This is a genomic window from uncultured Dialister sp., from assembly GCF_937959425.1.
In the GTDB taxonomy this organism is placed as follows: domain Bacteria; phylum Bacillota; class Negativicutes; order Veillonellales; family Dialisteraceae; genus Dialister.
This window is the reverse complement of sequence record NZ_CALGPS010000205.1, coordinates 17,998-35,642: the sequence shown is the minus strand read 5'-3', so window position 1 is coordinate 35,642 and position 17,645 is coordinate 17,998. Positions and strand designations below refer to the sequence as shown.

Sequence of the window (17,645 nt, the reverse complement as noted above, 5' to 3'; positions counted from 1 at the left end):
CGCTTATTCATACGCTATTCCTCCATTTAGAGTATAACATATGCAAGCGTTATTTCAAAGTAAAGCTATTTATGTCGTTTACTATAGATTTCCTAAAATATGCTGGGTTAGAAATGGCGATAAAGACCGATTACTTTTCCACGGATAGTTACATTCTTGGAGATAATAGGCTGATAGGCATCATTTTCAGGCTGCAGACGGATATGATCATCTTCCTTATAGAAACGTTTCACCGTAGCATCATCATTTCCCACCAGAGCCACTACAATATCTCCATCCTGAGCATGATCCTGTTCCGATACAATAAGGTAATCCCCTTCCTGGATACCTGCATTAATCATGCTGTCGCCGCGAACTACCAGAATAAAGCAGCTGTTGTCACTGCCTACCATTTCAGCAGGCAGGGGGAAGACCGACTCCAGATGTTCATCTGCCACCAGCGGCTCGCCTGCACGGACTGCACCTACCAGAGGCATGGGAATCATCTTCTTGTGGCGCCAGGACATATCTCCAACCACCTCAATGGCCCTGGAGCTGGCAGGATCTCTTTTAATGACTCCCAGCTCTTCCAGTCTGGACAGATAGCCGTGCACAGTGGAAGTGGAACGAAGATTTACAGCAGTGCAGATTTCACGAACTGTAGGGGGAAAACCATCTTCGTAAATCTTTTGACGGATAAACTCCAGAATGCTCTTTTCTCGGCTTGTTAATTCTCTGTTTTTGCCTAATCTTTTTGCTGCCATTTTTCAGTTCCTTCCTATTGATAAAATGATGAAAATGCAAATGTATCATATTTTCCTATATATTCAAAGCTACAATAACCTGCACTTATTATACAGGAAAATAAGAATAAAATCAAACAGAAGTTCATAGAATAAATTTACGCATGCCATTTTATACTAAGAACATATACTCCCTTATAATTAAAAAAGTCTAATCCTCTGTTCTATTGTACGAAACTATGTTTTGTATTATCATATATTCAGAAACGATGTTCTGAGAATAACGGTTTTCCAAAATACAGTTCTCAAGAATACAAGTTTGATAGGATATCACATAATGGGGAGGGAACTGCCATGAAAAAAATAATTTTTCTATTCATCGCTTCGGTTATCCTTTGCGGATGGGGAGTAAATGCTTCCGTTGCAGGCGACTCTGTGCAATATGAAGTGGTGACAGTAGACGAGAATGATACCTTATGGGATATTGCAGCCCGAAGGATTGATAATACAAAGGATATTCGAAAGGCGGTATACCGGATTGAACAGTTTAATCATATTTCAAATCCTGGTGCTTTGGAGCCGGGTATGACAATCAAGATTCCTGTTAATTTGGATTAGCAAAAAGCAAACGTCCATTCTTATGACTTATAAATTTGTCAAAAGAATGGACGTTTGCTTTTGCTATATTGCTGAATTGAATAGATGAACAGAAATATGATGATTCTTAAGAAAACATATCAAATGTTTGGCAGATATCCATAACGTGGCCCTGTTATCGTTGGGGTGTATACCAATGCGGCCGGAACCATCCAGAAAGGATTGATCCAGATAGAAAATAACCTGGCGGCTTTCATCATTCAGGAGACCGAAGGGGGTGACAGAACCTGGGGGCAGATGCAGGAACCTGTGCAAATCTTCAGCAGAAGCCATGGAAAGGCGGCGGGTGCCCTGTTCTTTACTGAATAACTTCAAATCAAGCCGGCTACTGCCGCGGACAGTAATAAGATAATAATATTTCTTCTTATCATCTCTCACAAAAAGATTTTTAGCATCATCCTCCGGATAGGGAAGAGGTACCTCGGATAACTGCTCCATGGTATATACTGCCTTGTGCTCTGTGATTTCATAGGGAATATGATATTGCTCAAGAAGAGCCAGAATTTCCTCTTTCCCAATCATCATGTTTTTACTCCTGTGAATTTTATGACAATGATTGCAAATAAATCACGAACAAAAATTCTTTTAGCAAGAAAACCGCTCAAAAGAATTTTTGTTCTATCCATACTATGTGCGGTTAAACATCTTATCAATCGGGTTATTAGTAAACAGATCGGCTTCATTAATATAGCGGCGTACCATTTCCACAGAACGATGGCGGGTCTGCTTCATAATGAGCCTTTCTTCAACCCCATGGAGAGCCGCATAGGTAGCAAAACCATGGCGAAGGCTGTGGGCTCCGTAGAACTCTGGATTGAGCCCTATGGATGCCACATATTTTTTGACAATGAGATTGATACTTTTATCACTGAGCCGACGGGAAGATACCCTTCCATTTTTCAAGAAGCTTCGGAAAAGGGGACCTGATGTAATATGAGCCGCAGTAAGCCACTCCTGCAGTGCATGGATACAGTCCATGGATGTATGGGAAAGGTAGGGGATGCCTATCTGCTGCCCTGCTGATAACTGATCGGTTTTGGAATGCTGTATGGTTATCACAATACCCTGGGGATATTTCCTGATATCTTCCACATTCAGCCCGGCAAGCTCGCTGCGCCGGAAAGCTCCCATGAATCCAAGCAGAAGGACTGCTCTGTCACGCAGCCCGGGAAGCGTTGTCAAATCCATTCGGCCTATGATTTCCTCCAGCTCCTCCCAATAAATAGGAGTCTTTCCCTTCTGCATAGATCCTTTGAGACGGGTAAGACCGATGAGTGCTTCCTTTACTATCCAGGCTTTACACGGATTTTCCACCGGCTCGCCGGATGCATTATAATTTTCTGAAATAGCGCTGATTCTTCTGCGAATGGTGGCAGCCTTTGCATAATCAGCCAGATCATTGATATAATTAACAATAGTTTCAGGTGCTGCAGGATAAGAACTCTTGTGATGATATCGGCACCAGTCACAGAAATCATTCCAGTCCGATTCATAAGCGTCAATGGTATGTTCCGCTTTAGTCACAGCCAGAGAATTGATACTCTTATCTGAAAGTCCTTCAGTCTGTGCATTCCTGCTGAAATCTCGAAGAAAAAAGTGATTATCAAAGTGAGTATCCATTTTCACTCCCTTGTATAACGAATTTTTAGTGATTTATCAATCTGCGATTTTCTGCCCATACTGTAAAAACCTATACCTATAGTCTATTATACTATATAAGCCATTTAATAAATAGGTTCCGATAACATTAAATTATCGGAACCTATTCACTTATTATACCTTGATTTCCCTTTCTATCCCTTATAGATGCGATAACTACTGGTATTATTCGGTATATTCCCACTTATGAGCACCTCTCTTAAACTTATGAATATCCTGTGAATTGACGAAAAAATGGTGGCAAAAATGGTGGCAAGAAAAATGCCGGCTTGTTCAGTCACGGTCAATTATTAGACGTTTTCCAATCTTCGTATTTTCACTCAAAAAAGCCCCGAAATGCATCGGGGCTTTTTAAATTGGATCACCTCCGGAAGATTGCCGCTCCCACGGTAATGAAAGAGATTTCAGCCCATACGTCCCGCTGGCGTTTAGCTATTACCAGCTGGTGTTCCAGAGCTTCTATTTCTTTCTTCAATTCTTCTAAAGAGTTCTTGGTCTCTTGCATCTCTTTCTCTGCTTCGATTAAGGATTCGTTGGCAGTCTGCAAGTTCTGCCTGGCTCTTCTCAGTCTGCTCTGCAAGCTGTCTACTTGTGTCTGCAATCTCATCACTGTCTGCTGCTGCTCCGTCGAGTTCTGACTCAGCACGTCCAGTTTCGTCTGAAGCAGATTTAAGTTGTTCTGCTGATTGGTCCAGTCCGTCTCGAACTGATTCCATTCCTCTTGGGTCGGAAGTCCCGTAGTCTCCTCGCCAAATGAAATAGCTGGAGACAAACAGGATAATGACAACAAGAAGAATCCAATGGCGATACTTTTCGATAGTTTCCACATTATTCCTCCAGGGGCACATTTTCAATTCTTGCACGTTCTTCCAGAATTTTCAGGTAAGCTCCCATGGTATCAGACTGGCTCTTTAACAGCTCGTAGGAACATTTGGGATGGAACGGGAGCGTTCCGGCCTTATATCCTTCCAGCATTTTGTCCAGCTTCTCTTTCCTTATTTTCAGCTGTAAATATTTTGCCCGGAAGCGGTCTCTTAAGTCGGCGCTGAACATTGGTTTTGCAGTTGTTAACAACTCATTGCCTTTCAGTTTCCTGTAAGCTTCCTCGAATACTTTCTTCGGGCTCCAGGACTCGTAGCCGTCCGGATAGACGACTTTGTACCCGTCTTCGCCCTTTGAGTGCATGTGATAGTCTTTCCGGGCTGCTTCCGGTTCTGCTTTAATGATTTTGACTCCGATGTATTCTTTCCATGATGATTTCTCCTTAATCGTTCCATCCATCAACCGCTCCAGGCCGTTAGCGTGGATTGTAGCCATATTTTCCCCCATCCGGACTCCAATGCTGCTTAGCAATGCAGACAGACGCAGGGAGATTATAGTCAGCGCAGATTTTCCCTGCTTCCTTTCCGATGGATTCTATAAATTCTTCTGATTCCATTTTATCCTCTCTTTCTTTTGATTAATGCGGCAAGGTCGTGTACGTCAGAGACTCCGGCGTCGTCAAGATTCTCGATGATGCTTAGGAGTTCCGATGCCGCAAGATAGGAGATGCACAATGGCATTACGAGCCCATATGAGTGTACCTGTATTGTCATCGCGTCTATGATTGACCCTGCCATTACCACTATGACATAGACGATGATTTTCCCGCAGAACTGTGTATTCATTGCTTTGCTTGAAATGACTCCTGCTCTATGGGCCAAGGGAATGGCTTTAATACTTTCCAGAAGGCTCGGGGTATAATCATCTGTCTTGATTCTGTTATGTGCCAGCTCTATCCACTTCGTGGCCAAGTCTATGACTATGAGTGCCACGAAGAGAGACATGAGCTGAAAATGAAACTGTGCAGCCACCAATATCCCACCCGCCACGACTTTGACTTCCCAATAGTCTCCCAGGCGGCATGCCGCTATATCATTGATGGGTTTTGTAAACTGATTGGGGTCCATGCTATTCCTCCAGTTTTTCTTTTAACCGGTTAATTCCCTGAAGTTCTTTCTCGAATTCCTCAAACTGGCCCAGAGCACTGACCATCTTCCTAATCAGTTTCCTTTTCTTTGGCCAGCTGGTCTTTCAGCTTCTTAACCTGGTCTTCCAGCTTGGAAATCTTCTCCTCGTTCTTGGCAATTCTCTCGGTCTGCCTGCCCATTTCTGCTTTGTCTTCCGAAGTGACGAGTCCTAAGCGTTCGCGGATTTCGGCAGCGGCTTTGGCTTTGTCGCTGGCTCTCTTGAGCTTTAACTGGGATGTGGTGATTTCGTTGATATACTGGTTGACTCGTTTTTCTAATAAGGTAGCTTCCAGGTTGGCTCTCTTCTGAAGGCCTTCCGGTGATTCGAGTACGCTTTCGGCCATGGCCCTGACGTCTTCTTCAGTGAGCATACTGTCTTTGAAATTCTGGATTTCAGATTCGATGTGCTTTCTGTACTGCTCTTCAGTGGTTCCGCCCATCATTTCTACGGCTTCATTGAATTCTTTCTCGGAGTCGTAGTTGTTCATCTTCAGGAAATTTTCTTTATCCGACTGGGTGGGGAGCTGCCCGGAGTGAAGGATCTGCTCGATTTTGAAGAACGGGTTCTCTTCAGCAAGCTTCCTGGCGAATTCATTTTTCGCTTCCGGGGTGTCGATGGACTTTCTGAAATCTTCCAGGGCGTCGGATTTCATGGTCTTCATGTAGTAGGAGAGGGCGATTTCTTTGGCTTTCTCTTTCACTTCTTCAGATTTTCTGCTTCAGAAGCGTTGACGTTCAGTGCTTTATCTATGGAGTCCAGTTTTCTCTGGGCGGCCCACGCTTCCACTTCTCTGTCTGTAGCCAGCATATGGTCGTAGATGTCTTTGATTTCCGGAGTGAGTTTGACGTTTCCCAGATTCTTTGCGGCGGAGTAGATGTCTTTCAGCCAGCTCTTGAATCTTCTGAAGACGCCTTTCAGTTCTTTAGTAGGGGCACTGCCTTCCATGAGGTATTTCTCAAATCCCCTGGCAAAGCGTTCCTGCATGAATCTTTCTTCGGCTCCTTCTACTCCATTCTCGATGTCTTCCCCATATTTTTTGAATTCTTTCTCAAGGGCCGTTCCTTCGTACTCTTTCAGGTGGCCTTCCGTGTAGGCAGCCCATTCCCTGATGGTCTTCAGGTCGGAAGCTATTTTCTGAAGGGAGGAGGTGGCTTTGGCCTCGTCTCCATCAAAGTACCTGGCCATTTCCTCCGGTGATAGGTTTGCGTATTCTTCCAGCATGGAAAGGTACATGTGAGCCCCTTCGTGGATGACGGTGGACTGATTGGCACCATTGAAAATTTCTATGGCGTTGGTGTCGCGGTCGTAGGCCCCTAAGTATTTTTCTCCCTGGAAATACTGGTTCACCTGGTTCTGCAGCTTATTCGTGACTTCTTCTCTCTGTCCTTCTACTTTCGGGTCATAGAGACGGACTTTCACCCCCTGTGTTCTCAGGTAGTCTTTGATTTCTTTCGGGGTGTTTTTCGGAAGAATGGCTCCTTTTACTTCGTTGAAGTAGACAGCCCTCTGGGGTTTCGCTTCAAAGTATTTCGCTGGTAAGTCCTTTACTTTCTCTTTGATTCGCTTCGCGATGGTTTCTGCTTCCGGTGGTTCGGTGAAATCATGCGCAGCCAGGGCCGAACTCAGCTTCTTGCCTTTTACGTAATCGACTAAAACGCCATAGGCCTCTGAGATGGCATTATACGATCCTTCCCACTTGTAGGCCGGTGTAATTGCATTCACGAAAGATTCCACTTCGGATTTCAGGTCCAGGAATTCTTTGGATTTACTCATCCCGTCTTCAATATCTGCTTCCGGATTGAGGTTCTTCTCCGCTTTGTGGAACTCGTCAAGAGACTTGAGTTTCTTCCCGCTGGCGGCGATGATGTTTCCTATTCCATATCCACTAAACATGTTCTTTTGGGCATTCTTCAGTCCGCCTATCATGGCGGCGGTAATGTTCTCCAAGTTGGCAGGTTTCCCGGTGTCGCGTATAATAGATTCCCCTAACATCTCATTTCGGAAGGATTCCTTCCAACTCTCAAAGGGTTTCCCCTTGGCTCTTTTATTCAGGTCAGAAATGAAGGAGTCTTTGTCCGGAATCATGTCGTTGCGTTTCTTGAACTCATAGATTACTTCCCTAGCCCGATCTCCGCTTTCTATCCTTTTCATTGCCGATTCTATGAGCCTATGAAAACGAATCCCCTTGGCTTTGAGCTTCTCTGCGTAAGTTTCTTTGAGAACTCTACTGAGTCTTTCTTTTCCCTTCTCATCCAGCTTGTCCAGACTGCCGTATTCTTTTTCCAGGCTTTCTAGAGCCTTAACAAGTTTTGGCTCTTTCGAGAGCTCTTCTGGGATTCCCCGCTTTTTCATCTTCAGCTTTGGGGCTTTCCCGATGGATTTTAGATAGAGATACTTAGCACCGTCGGAGTGAAGGAAAGATTCTACATCCTCCTGAAGTTCTCCATTCTTTTCGTTATGGTTGGCGGGATAGCTCGGTGTGTAAAGGTTCCCATAATCCACCACTTCACGGGGAATCTCTTTCTGCGCTGGCAGGATAGCGTCTTCTATGAATTTAGTTATTTTTCTTCTGTCTCCGGTTCTTACTATGGACGGGAAGACTTTTGTATAGGCGTCTCTGGAGAACACTGGGGTTTTTGCAGGATCTACCACATTTTTGTCCATGATGAGGGTTACTCCATCATTGGACCCAAAATTATAGGGCGTCTGCTTCTTTGTGATAGCAACGGACGGCACTGCAAGTCCGCCTAAATCAATAGCCTTTTTGAGGTTTTCTACAGTAAGGTTGTGCAAGGCCACAAGGTCCGGCTCTTCCATTCTAAATGGAAGAGATTCCCCGGCGTAGTTAATCACTGCCGGGCCATAGGGTGTGTTGTAGTCCGGCATGGATTTAGAAGGATTTCTGGCGCGGCCTTCAGCCATGAAGGCTTCCGCTTCTCCGCCCAGTCTTCTGTAAGCAGCGTAGTCGTCCTGCTTCATGGCATCTTCCAGAAGGCTGATGTCTCTTTCAATGGTGGAGAGTTCTTTTCTTTCGCCTTCCGGCAGGGACTCCAGCAGCGCCTTCCTTTTTTCTGTGAGTTTCTTCACTTTGGCCAGCGATCCCCTGACGTCGTTTTCGTCAAAGCTATTCGCTATTTCTTCAGCCATGTCCATATACTCTTTGGCCTTTGGGTCTTTTAATTCCATATCCATCAGATCCATGGAGAGCCGGTCAATGGTATCAGAAATATATTTCTTGGCCATTTCCTTATTTCCTCCGCGGGAGAACCCTTCAATGGCCTGGATGGAATGCTGTATTTCGTGGACCAGTGCGGTTTTTGCTTCATCCGCCTGAAGGGAGCTGTCAATAACAATAGATCCGTCTTCAGCTACATACCCATACGCGCCGCGTGTTCTCTTGTCTTTTCCGGATTTGGTATCTTCCATCCTCACTGTTTTCTGTGCCAGTTCCGGGTAGGCTTCATAGAGGTCCGGGTTATCATAGATTTCTCCCAGAGTATGAGTTTTCCCGTCTTTCGGAAAATCAATCTTGTCCAGGTTGTCCGGAATTTCAAATCTCCACTTGTGGTCCGGACCTCTCATCCATCCGGTTTTTCCAAAAATTTCTTTAGAGGAAACCGCTTCCCTTTCCATAGATTCAGCCTTCAGCAGGCAACTTATCATGGCAGTATTTGCTCGTTCCCCGGCCATTTGGTTGTATGAGCCATTTACATTTCTGTAGAAGTTGATTCCCTGGGAAAGGGATCCGTCCGGATTAATAAACGGTTGCCCATGCGCATCCTTGACATTTCTTAATAAATCTCGTATAGTGATTTTGGAAGGCAGGCTGTCTGCGAGTATTCCCATTCGGTGGGAGGTTCGCGAGTCTGCCTTCTTATTTATAATTACATCGTATAGTTCCAGTTCCATTGGAGCTTTACCCAGGTTTGACTTGTCTTCTTCTGCCGTTATTCTAACGGCATACAGGTCATTTCCGACCTTAATTGGAACATAGAAATTGTGATACCTTGCGGTATTGCTTTTTTTATTTGACTTGAAGTTCGGTTGGCTTTCTACGAGTATCGAATTTCTAATTAAATCAGTGATATCTAAAATGGAACGATCGTGTCGTTCCTTTAGGTCTTTCATCCTAGGGTTATTCAGTACTCGGTATAAGCTTGAATCCGCAATGTGATTCTGCCGTTTTGCACTCTCTGGAACTTTTATAATTGCCTTGCCGTCATTCGTCCGTTGATTCATCTGATTATATAAATATTTTTTCACATAATCTCTTAAGCCTTTTTTGCTGATAGGCTCTGAAGGAATATATTTTGTAATATCTACAACGTTGAGTTCATAGTCGGGGTTAACATCTCTATTGGCTGGGCTGAAGAACCTTTCTCCTAAGGTTTCGCTGTTACCTTGTGCAATCTTCACGGCTGCCATTTTCAGCGGCACGCCATAATTTTTGTGGAAATTCTCTGCCATTTTGGACAGGATGAGTGCGGAGTCGCGGGCGGATTTTTTGACGGCGGCATTCCCCTGGGAGAGCGTTTCTACGGTGGGCGTGTACACCTGCTCGTAGGTTTCCGGTTCCAGAAGTGACTGGGCCACGATATCTTTATCATCAAATTTATCTACAATGTCCTTCACCCGTTCAAGGGATTCGACTCTTTTCTTGGCGGCTTCCATGGTTTCTTTCTCGTCCATGCCTTCGGTGTCGGCTTTATCAAGGTTGTAATAGACTTCGTCTTCCATCTTTTTGTGGGCGATATCGTAGAGTTCCCTGGCGTTCGGGGCGCAGCCGTAGGATTTGTAGAGAGCCTGGTACCACCCCGGGTTCTTGGAAATACGGATCATGGTGTCGCGGTCAAGGGATACCATGTCCACGCCTTTTTCGTTGGCGTTTTTATCTATCATAAAGGCCCTTCCGGCTTTCCATACATAGGAGGTTTTTAGATACTACAAGTATCGCCACTGCTTCGCCGGGACCCCATCTCAGACGGGGGATTATTATCTTATACATTTACTCTTCAAGACAAAATTTTGGAGGTGGGTTGTAAAAATGAGGGGCTTATGCAATATAAATTTATGGAGGAGGAAATCAGGATGTTCCATGGAAGGATTCTTTTCCCGTCTGTTATGTATATCGCGAATATTCCGGCCGGAATGTCGATGGCAGACAGGAAACCATGAATCTCTGTATACAGATTCCTGATTCCCCTCCCTGATTTCCCGGGGCCCAGGGAAGTCGGAACGAATTCTGCAGATTCGTAAAAAGCATGACCACCAAACAAAAACACGGATACCATCCCTTGCAGCATAAGCCCGCATTTCCGGACGACGGGGACGCGCTGATTCAATCGTTATCAAATTTCATTCTTGGATTTTAGTTCAATGCAAGGAATCAGTCGACGCGAATAGCAGGCTATTTAAGGAGACTGATGACGAAGCATTGGACAAAAATCCATATGAAATTTGATTCTGCGAATGAATCAGCGCTTCCCGGGTTCAAGGCGGCTGCAGGACTTTCCTGTATGCTCAGCGTTGGCGCCTGATTTCGAGAGGCCCGCAATACTGTCTGGCACAGATTGGTACCGTGTTTTTGTGCTGTCCTGCTTTCGGAATCTTTCCATGCAAAAAGCTGTGAATCATGATTCTTATGAAATCAATGATTCACAGCTTTTTTGATATAGAGCGGTATAGCTTATTTATAGCTTATTTCTTTGTGAAGGCGTAGAGTTTTTCTGTGACTCTCTTGACTTCTGCATCCATTTTTTCTGTATCAATGGTGAGGAGTTCTTTGTGTTCCATTACCGGTTTGCCGTTGATAATGACGGTGTCCGCGTCCATGGAGTTGCCTGCATAAACGGCAAGGGATACGCTGTCGAATCTGGGTTTCCAGTGGAAGCCGCTTCTGTCTACCAGGATGATATCAGCCAGGTATCCTTCTTTCAGTTCACCCAGGTTGTCGTAGCCAAGACATTTGGCACCGTCTCTGGTGGCCATGTCCACCGCTTCTTTGGCAGTGATGGCGAAGGGGTCGTAATTGGCTGCCTTGTGGATGAGGGCGGTGAGGCGCATTTCGGCGAACATATCCAGTTTGTTGTTGGAGGAAGCGCCGTCGGTGCCTATGCCTACGGTAATGCCGGCTTTCCTCATTTTGGGAACCGGAGCGATGCCGCTGGCCAGTTTGAGGTTGGAGGCGGGGTTATGGGCCACGGCGACATGTTTTTCTTTCATGATGCGAATATCATCGTCTGTCACATGAACGCAGTGGGCGGCCAGGGTGGGTCTTTCGAAGAGGCCCAGGGAGTCCATAAGGGCAATGGGTGTCATGTGGTATTCTTTTTCACAGTTTTCCACTTCCCCCTTTGTTTCGGAAAGGTGGATGTGAATGGGCATGTCGTATTTTTCTGCCACGTCCCGTACTTTTTTGATGTAGTCCGGAGGGCAGGTGTAGGGTGCATGGGGTCCCATCATAACTTTGAAACGGCCATCCCCTGCCCCGTTCCAGTTCTTATAGAGTTCTACGTTTTCATCGATGCCCTTCTGGCCATTGGGGCCGATGCCCGCAAGGCCTCTGGCCAGGTTGCCGCGGATGCCGGCTTTGTCGGCGGCCTTGGCGCAGGCGTCCATGTACATGTACATGTCACAGAAGGATGTGGTGCCGCCGCGGATCATTTCCGCAAAGGCAAGGGTGCTGCCCCAGTAGACGATGTCATCATCCAGATGATCTTCAGCCGGCCAGATTTTATTCTGCAGCCAGTCCATGAGGGCCATATCATCAGCATAGCTTCTGAAGAGGGTCATAGCCACATGGGTATGGGTATTCACAAGGCCCGGCATGGCCAGCATGTCATGGCCTTCGATGATTTCATCGTAGTCTTCTCCCTTAGGATGCTCAGGAAATTCCTTGATATATTTGTCTTCAATGGCTATATTCTTATGTTCGGTGACTTTCCCGTCCTGCATAAGACCGATGTTTTTAATCAGGATTTTCATAGGTGCCTCCTTTAGTCAAGTCCCAGGTATTTTCTCTGGGCTTCGGTCAGGGTATCAATCTTATATCCCATGGAAGCCAGTTTGATGGAGGCAATTTTTGTATCCAGTTCATGGGGCAGTGTGTATACTTTTGCTTCCATCTCTTTACCGTGCTGCAGGAGGTAGCGGGCAGCCAGTGTCTGCATGGCAAAGGAAAGGTCCATGATTTCTGCCGGATGTCCGTCACCGGCAGCCAGATTTACCAGGCGGCCTTCGGCCATGAGGAATACGGTTTTGCCATTAGGAAGGACATATCCTTCGATGTTTTTGCGGGCTTCAAATTTCTTCGTGCAGATCCTTTCCAGGTCTTTGCGGCTGACTTCGCAGTCAAAATGACCGGCATTGGCGCAGATGGCACCGTCTTTCATTTTCATGAAATGACGTTCTGTGATAATGTCGATATCGCCGGTGACGGTGAGGAAATAATCACCGTACTTGGCGGCTTCATCCATGGGCATCACTTCAAATCCGTCCATAACGGCTTCAATGGCTTTGATGGGATCCACTTCAGTAACGATGACATGGGCACCCAGTCCTTTGGCGCGCATGGAAACACCTTTGCCGCACCAGCCGTATCCTGCTACCACCACCGTTTTACCGGTGACAGTGAGGTTGGTGCTTCTGATAATGCCATCCCAGGCGGACTGGCCGGTGCCGTAACGGTTATCAAAAAGATACTTGCAGTAGGAATCATTTACCGCAATCATGGGGAACTGAAGCTCTTTGTTCTTTTCCAAAATCTTGAGGCGGTATACGCCAGTGGTTGTTTCTTCGGAGCCGCCGATGAGGTTCTTCCTTGCATCCACTCTTGTGGTATGGAGCAGGTGTACCAGGTCTCCCCCATCGTCAATAATAATATCGGGCATATGGTCCAGGGCTTTGTTAAGGAACATAGTATATTCATCATCACTGCAGCCATGCCATGCGTAAACGGTTACTCCGTTTTTCACAAGGGCTGCTGCAATGGGGTCCTGGGTGGAGAGCGGATTGCTGCCGGTGCAGATGACATTGGCACCGGATGCTTTCAGGGTCAGGGCCAGATAGGCTGTTTTAGCCTCCAGATGGATGGACATAACAATGGTTTTGCCTTTAAATACCTGGTCTTTAATAAATTCTTTACGAAGGGCATTGAGAGCAGGCATGAATTTTGCTACCCAGCGAATACGCTGTTCTCCATTATCAGCCAGGGAAATGTCACGAATCATAGATTCACTCATTAGTGTAAGCTCCTTTCATATTCTTTTATTGCCACATCATAGGGAGGAGTAAGAACTCCTTTCTCCGTTATGATACCGGTAATCAGTGAATGAGGTGCCACATCAAAAGCGGGATTAAACACGGGAATATCTTTTGGTGCGGTATAAACGCCTTTGATCTGCCTTACTTCTTCCGGATTTCTTTCTTCTATGCGGATTTCATCTCCGCTGGAAATGGAGAAGTCAAAGGTAGAAAAGGGGGCGGTAATATAAAAAGGGATATGGTGATAGGCACAGAGAACAGCGAGGCTGTAGGTTCCCACCTTGTTGGCAGCGTCTCCATTGGCTGCAATGCGGTCAGCCCCTACAATGACGGCATCAATGTGCTTTTCTTTCATCACCCACCCGGCCATATTGTCGGAAATTAGACTGCAGGGAATATGATTCACCATAAGTTCCGTGCCCGTGAGGCGGGCGCCCTGCAGAAGAGGCCTTGTTTCATCGGCATAGACTCTTTCAATCTGACCTCTTTCATAGAGGCGGTAGATAACGCCGAAAGCTGTCCCTATGCCTGCAGTAGCCAGGGCACCTGTATTGCAGTGGGTCAGGATGCGTAGATTTTTCCTTCCCTTAAAAAGATCGGCACCGTGATCAGCCATGCGGCTGCAGAGGTTTTTATCTTCCTCTTCGATGGCCCTGGCCCTTGTTGTCAGACCTTCCAGCTTATTTTCGTTAGGAAGGCTTTCCCAGGTGCGAATCATTTCATGAACCGCCCAGGAGAGGTTCACCGCAGTGGGGCGAGAGGAAATCAGTTCTCGTCCGGCGGACAGGAAAGCTTTCTTCTGCTGCTCTTTTGGCACTGTCTTTTCAATTTCCTGATAAGCCAGAACCATGGCATAAGCAGCGGCCACACCGATGGCAGGGGCGCCGCGAACGGAGAGACGGAAAATGGCCTTCCCCACTTCCCTGTAATCGGTACAGCGGATATAGGAGAGCTTATCCGGCAGCCCGGTCTGGTCAAGAAGGACCAGCGCTCCCCTCTCCCACTTCAGGGATACAAGTGGCTCGCTCATAACAGATGAAATCCTCCAAAGTCTTTGGCCGCATGGTGGCAGCTGCATTCCGTATCCGGATTGTAAGTTTTAGAAAGGACGGTAATGATTTTCTTAAAGCTTTCCAGGTTATGGTTCATGCAGTCCACCACTTCCTTGTGGGAAAGGGGCTCTTTGGAAATACCGGCGGCAAAGTTGGTGACCATGGAAATGGTGGAGTAGCAGATTTCTGCTTCCCTGGCCAGTACACATTCCGGAAGGTTGGTCATCCCTACTACATCAGCCCCCCACTGGCGGTACGCTTTGATTTCGGCCGGTGTTTCGAAACGGGGCCCTTCAGTACAGATGTAGGTACCATGGGGATGGAGGGTAATATGTTCCTGCTCTGCGGCCTTGATAATAGCCTCCCGCAGGGTTTCACAGTAGGGATGGGTCATGTCCAGATGAGCAACGCCATAATGCTCTCCGTCATAGAATGTGCCTTCCCTGGACTTGGTCATATCGATGAACTGGTCCACAAGAACCAGCTCTCCGGCCTTATAGTCAGGATTCAGAGATCCTACGGCAGTAGTTGATACCACTGCCTTGACATCCAGCATTTTCAACGCATAGATATTGGCACGGTAATTGATCTTATGCGGCGGGATGGTGTGATGCACACCGTGGCGGGCCAGGAAAATGATTTCCTTATCCCCGAATTTCCCGGATTCATAGCTTGCTTTCCCATAGGGTGTTTCAATGACTTCGGAATGAAGATCTGTCAGGATACCGGGGTCATATACGCCGGTACCGCCGATAAAAGCCAGTTTACTCATTGTACATTTCCTCCCTTTTCGTTAAACCATTTTATCAAAGTTTCTCGGGAAATTTCATATTTCTTCCCGCAGTAATGGCATGCAATTTCTATGTGGTCATCGTCCAGCAGTCCCTGCTGTTCTGCTAAAGGCAGGCCCTGAAGAGAATGTTTGATGCGATCTTCTCCGCAGGTGCAGCGGAATGAAACGGGTGCCGTGCCAAGAAGGACATAGTTTTCTTTATGAAGAAGTGTGGACAGAGCATCCTCTTTCCCTGATTCGTCAAAGAGATTCCATTTCCTGTCTCTGGCAAACAGTTCTCCGAACAGTTTTTTATCACCTTCCGGCATGAGCTGGGCGATGAAACCGGCCACACGGATGATTTTTCCCTTTTCATCCAGCAGCGCTTCGATTTCCACATGGGATAAGGTCTGGTCTGAAGAATTGATATAATCGGACACGCAGGCAGCTGTATCGCCGTCAGGAAGGTCCACGGCTGAAACATAGGGCATTTTCAGGAGAGAATACCGGGTAACAAAGAGTTTACCCCTCCGGCTTACCCATTCCGCTTCTTTATCGGGAGTATAGAAAACGGAACCGTCATCGGGATGTTCAATAAATCCGCGGACATATCTGCCTTCATAGGCATCGGCATGAATGGTGCCAAGAGGAGAATTTGTCACCCACTTTAATGAAACGCCTTCATGGTTTTTGAAATCCATGGCCAGAATGGCGCTGGCATTCAGCACTTTACCTAAAATCACTGCAGAAAGGGAAGAAAGATGATGAATTTCCTGGGCTTCCCGGGCGGCATCTGTAATATCGGCTACGGTTATACGGATGCCGTCGGTACTCAGGTAGTGGTCAATCTGATTCATTACGCTCATACATGTGACTCCTGTTAAAACATAAATAAATTACTCTATTATTGTAACACTTTAAAGCCTTTGGCGCTTGACAATCTTTAAGAAACACTGAAACTTTCCCACTAAAAAAGCGGCAGGACCGCCGCTTTTTAATTATACTTTCAATGCGCTGACAGCTTCTCTCCTGTTCTTCTTACCAAAAACGGAAGAACCGGCTACCAGAATATCTGCACCTGCCTCTTTCAGAAGAGGTGCATTATCCTTATTCACACCGCCGTCCACTTCGATAGAAATGGACAGCCCCTTATCCTTTATCATAGCGGAGAGAGCTGCAATCTTATCCAACGAATAGGGAATAAACTTCTGCCCGCCGAATCCCGGGTTAACGGACATAATGAGAACGAAATCAAGAAGCGGGAGTACCTGGTCTATGGTGGTTAAAGAGGTACCCGGATTCAGGGCGATACCTGCCTTGATGCCTCTGTCCTTAATATTATGAATCATACGGTCAAGATGGGGCACAGCTTCCACGTGGAAAGAAATCATGTGGGTATGGCAGGCTTCCAATCCATCCAGATAGGCTTCAGGGTGGTATGTCATGAGATGGACGTCAAAGGGCAGGTGGGTGCGCCTCCGCAGAGACTGAATTACCGGTACACCAAAGGAAAGATTGGGAACAAAATGACCGTCCATCACATCCAGATGGACCAGGTCGGCACCGCCTTCTTCAATATCCTTCAGCTCAAAGGCTAGATTGGAAAAATCAGCAGCCAGCACAGATGGAGCAATTTTCATCATTTACCTCCTGAAACCATTTTTCAATTCATCCAGCAGATGGATATAGGAATCGTATCGGGCCTGCTGGATATGCCCTTCTTCCACTGCCTTTCTTACGGCGCAGTCCGGTTCTTTATGATGCATGCAGTTGTTGAAACGGCATGAGGTCAGATAAGGCCGAAAATCGCGGAAAAGGCAGGCAAGATCCCCCGGTTCTATGGAAATAAGATCCAGATAGGTATAGCCCGGCGTATCCATAAGAAAGGTATGGTTTTTCCATTCAATCAGTTCTGCATGGCGGGTCGTATTTTTCCCCCGCCCCGTATGACGGCTTACTTCACCGGAAAGGAAATGGGATTTCCCCAAAATGCGGTTCAGCAGGCTTGATTTTCCTACACCGGAAGGGCCGGAAAATGCAATCACCGGTCCTTGCAGGGCGCTAAGCAGTTCTTCATATCCTTCATCATAAAGAAGGGAAAGGGCAAAGGCAGCATATCCTGCTTTTTGGTAATAATCCACTGCCTTTTGAGCCCCCTCTTCATCCAGATCCGCCTTGTTAATCACAAGAAGTGGTTCAATCCCTGCTGCTTCCGCCAGTACCACCATCTTATCCAGAAGGAAAAGATTCAGATCGGGAGTCCGGATGGCAGACACAAGAACAAGCTGGTCAATATTGGCTGACGGAGGCCGGTGAAGTTCGTTTCTACGGGGATACACATGGGTAATAACAGCTTCGCTGCCCTTCCCTGTTTCAAAGTCCACATAGTCCCCTACCAGGATATCGGTCTTCCTTTTCAATCTGCCCCGGGAACGGCAGAGGGAAAGACTGCCTTCCTCACCGTATATGGTAAAGTATCCATTCTGGTTCTTTAGAATCATTCCCTTCATG

At 46.5% G+C, this 17,645-nt stretch carries 17 protein-coding genes; 1 reads left to right on the top strand and 16 read right to left on the bottom strand.

The features are described from left to right. Positions 1-107 precede the first annotated feature (107 nt). Positions 108-743 carry a transcriptional repressor LexA gene (gene lexA, locus Q0482_RS08780; RefSeq protein ID WP_296979580.1) on the bottom strand — a complete coding sequence of 212 codons (636 nt, stop codon included), beginning with the start codon at positions 741-743 and terminating at the stop codon, positions 108-110. Between the two features lie 333 nt (positions 744-1,076). On the opposite strand from lexA, the gene Q0482_RS08775 reads away from it, so the two are divergent. Beyond that, on the top strand, positions 1,077-1,340 hold the full coding sequence (locus Q0482_RS08775) for a LysM peptidoglycan-binding domain-containing protein (RefSeq protein ID WP_291054669.1): 264 nt from the start codon (positions 1,077-1,079) through the stop codon (positions 1,338-1,340). Between the two features lie 63 nt (positions 1,341-1,403). On the opposite strand, the gene Q0482_RS08770 is transcribed toward Q0482_RS08775, so the two are convergent. The 15 genes from Q0482_RS08770 to rsgA all read right to left on the bottom strand — a co-directional run bounded on the left by Q0482_RS08770 (position 1,404) and on the right by rsgA (position 17,644). Continuing rightward, positions 1,404-1,904 (bottom strand): prolyl-tRNA synthetase associated domain-containing protein, encoded by a 501-nt coding sequence (locus Q0482_RS08770; protein WP_299145532.1) that lies wholly within the window; start codon positions 1,902-1,904, stop codon positions 1,404-1,406. A gap of 102 nt (positions 1,905-2,006) precedes the next feature. Next, positions 2,007-2,999 (bottom strand): site-specific integrase, encoded by a 993-nt coding sequence (locus Q0482_RS08765; protein ID WP_299145531.1) that lies wholly within the window; start codon positions 2,997-2,999, stop codon positions 2,007-2,009. A gap of 400 nt (positions 3,000-3,399) precedes the next feature. Beyond that, complete coding sequence (locus Q0482_RS08760; protein ID WP_299145529.1) at positions 3,400-3,867, bottom strand: hypothetical protein; 468 nt, start codon at positions 3,865-3,867, stop codon at positions 3,400-3,402. Next, entirely contained in the window at positions 3,867-4,355 is a 489-nt protein-coding gene (locus tag Q0482_RS08755) for a hypothetical protein (protein WP_299145528.1), read from the bottom strand. The genes Q0482_RS08760 and Q0482_RS08755 overlap by 1 nt, the downstream gene beginning before the upstream one ends. After that, entirely contained in the window at positions 4,336-4,476 is a 141-nt protein-coding gene (locus Q0482_RS08750) for a hypothetical protein (RefSeq protein ID WP_299145527.1), read from the bottom strand. The genes Q0482_RS08755 and Q0482_RS08750 overlap by 20 nt, the downstream gene beginning before the upstream one ends. A gap of 1 nt (position 4,477) precedes the next feature. Beyond that, positions 4,478-4,987, bottom strand: a complete 510-nt coding sequence (locus Q0482_RS08745) for a phage holin family protein (RefSeq protein WP_299145525.1) — start codon at positions 4,985-4,987, stop codon at positions 4,478-4,480. An 89-nt stretch (positions 4,988-5,076) separates the two neighbouring features. Beyond that, entirely contained in the window at positions 5,077-5,748 is a 672-nt protein-coding gene (locus Q0482_RS08740) for a hypothetical protein (protein ID WP_299145524.1), read from the bottom strand. Beyond that, positions 5,745-9,887, bottom strand: a complete 4,143-nt coding sequence (locus tag Q0482_RS08735; RefSeq protein ID WP_299145522.1) for an LPD23 domain-containing protein — start codon at positions 9,885-9,887, stop codon at positions 5,745-5,747. Before Q0482_RS08735 ends, Q0482_RS08740 begins: the two co-directional genes overlap by 4 nt. Before the next feature lie 858 nt (positions 9,888-10,745). Further along, complete coding sequence (locus Q0482_RS08730) at positions 10,746-12,032, bottom strand: amidohydrolase (protein ID WP_299145521.1); 1,287 nt, start codon at positions 12,030-12,032, stop codon at positions 10,746-10,748. Positions 12,033-12,043: 11 nt separating this feature from the next. Continuing rightward, the gene (locus Q0482_RS08725) at positions 12,044-13,288 is read right to left on the bottom strand and encodes an adenosylhomocysteinase (protein ID WP_299145519.1); all 1,245 of its coding nucleotides are present in this window, start codon (positions 13,286-13,288) and stop codon (positions 12,044-12,046) included. After that, the gene (gene mtnA / locus Q0482_RS08720) at positions 13,288-14,340 is read right to left on the bottom strand and encodes an S-methyl-5-thioribose-1-phosphate isomerase (protein WP_299145517.1); all 1,053 of its coding nucleotides are present in this window, start codon (positions 14,338-14,340) and stop codon (positions 13,288-13,290) included. The genes Q0482_RS08725 and mtnA overlap by 1 nt, the downstream gene beginning before the upstream one ends. After that, positions 14,337-15,134, bottom strand: coding sequence for an S-methyl-5'-thioadenosine phosphorylase (mtnP, locus tag Q0482_RS08715; protein WP_299145515.1), 798 nt, complete (start codon positions 15,132-15,134; stop codon positions 14,337-14,339). The genes mtnA and mtnP overlap by 4 nt, the downstream gene beginning before the upstream one ends. Then, positions 15,131-16,000, bottom strand: coding sequence for an Hsp33 family molecular chaperone HslO (locus Q0482_RS08710; RefSeq protein ID WP_299145513.1), 870 nt, complete (start codon positions 15,998-16,000; stop codon positions 15,131-15,133). Before Q0482_RS08710 ends, mtnP begins: the two co-directional genes overlap by 4 nt. Before the next feature lie 132 nt (positions 16,001-16,132). Then, complete coding sequence (gene rpe, locus Q0482_RS08705; RefSeq protein ID WP_299145534.1) at positions 16,133-16,774, bottom strand: ribulose-phosphate 3-epimerase; 642 nt, start codon at positions 16,772-16,774, stop codon at positions 16,133-16,135. A 3-nt stretch (positions 16,775-16,777) separates the two neighbouring features. Continuing rightward, positions 16,778-17,644: a ribosome small subunit-dependent GTPase A gene (gene rsgA / locus Q0482_RS08700; protein WP_299145512.1), complete on the bottom strand. Its 867-nt coding sequence runs from the start codon at positions 17,642-17,644 to the stop codon at positions 16,778-16,780. Position 17,645 lies beyond the last annotated feature (1 nt).

Coding starts and splice junctions, on each gene's coding strand:
- lexA (WP_296979580.1), bottom strand. CDS start 743: ATGGCAGCAAAAAGATTAGGCAAAAACAGAGAATTAACAAGCCGAGAA.
- Q0482_RS08775 (WP_291054669.1), top strand. CDS start 1,077: ATGAAAAAAATAATTTTTCTATTCATCGCTTCGGTTATCCTTTGCGGA.
- Q0482_RS08770 (WP_299145532.1), bottom strand. CDS start 1,904: ATGATGATTGGGAAAGAGGAAATTCTGGCTCTTCTTGAGCAATATCAT.
- Q0482_RS08765 (WP_299145531.1), bottom strand. CDS start 2,999: ATGGATACTCACTTTGATAATCACTTTTTTCTTCGAGATTTCAGCAGG.
- Q0482_RS08760 (WP_299145529.1), bottom strand. CDS start 3,867: ATGTGGAAACTATCGAAAAGTATCGCCATTGGATTCTTCTTGTTGTCA.
- Q0482_RS08755 (WP_299145528.1), bottom strand. CDS start 4,355: ATGGCTACAATCCACGCTAACGGCCTGGAGCGGTTGATGGATGGAACG.
- Q0482_RS08750 (WP_299145527.1), bottom strand. CDS start 4,476: ATGGAATCAGAAGAATTTATAGAATCCATCGGAAAGGAAGCAGGGAAA.
- Q0482_RS08745 (WP_299145525.1), bottom strand. CDS start 4,987: ATGGACCCCAATCAGTTTACAAAACCCATCAATGATATAGCGGCATGC.
- Q0482_RS08735 (WP_299145522.1), bottom strand. CDS start 9,887: ATGATCCGTATTTCCAAGAACCCGGGGTGGTACCAGGCTCTCTACAAA.
- Q0482_RS08730 (WP_299145521.1), bottom strand. CDS start 12,032: ATGAAAATCCTGATTAAAAACATCGGTCTTATGCAGGACGGGAAAGTC.
- Q0482_RS08725 (WP_299145519.1), bottom strand. CDS start 13,288: ATGAGTGAATCTATGATTCGTGACATTTCCCTGGCTGATAATGGAGAA.
- mtnA (WP_299145517.1), bottom strand. CDS start 14,340: ATGAGCGAGCCACTTGTATCCCTGAAGTGGGAGAGGGGAGCGCTGGTC.
- mtnP (WP_299145515.1), bottom strand. CDS start 15,134: ATGAGTAAACTGGCTTTTATCGGCGGTACCGGCGTATATGACCCCGGT.
- Q0482_RS08710 (WP_299145513.1), bottom strand. CDS start 16,000: ATGAGCGTAATGAATCAGATTGACCACTACCTGAGTACCGACGGCATC.
- rpe (WP_299145534.1), bottom strand. CDS start 16,774: ATGAAAATTGCTCCATCTGTGCTGGCTGCTGATTTTTCCAATCTAGCC.
- rsgA (WP_299145512.1), bottom strand. CDS start 17,644: ATGAAGGGAATGATTCTAAAGAACCAGAATGGATACTTTACCATATAC.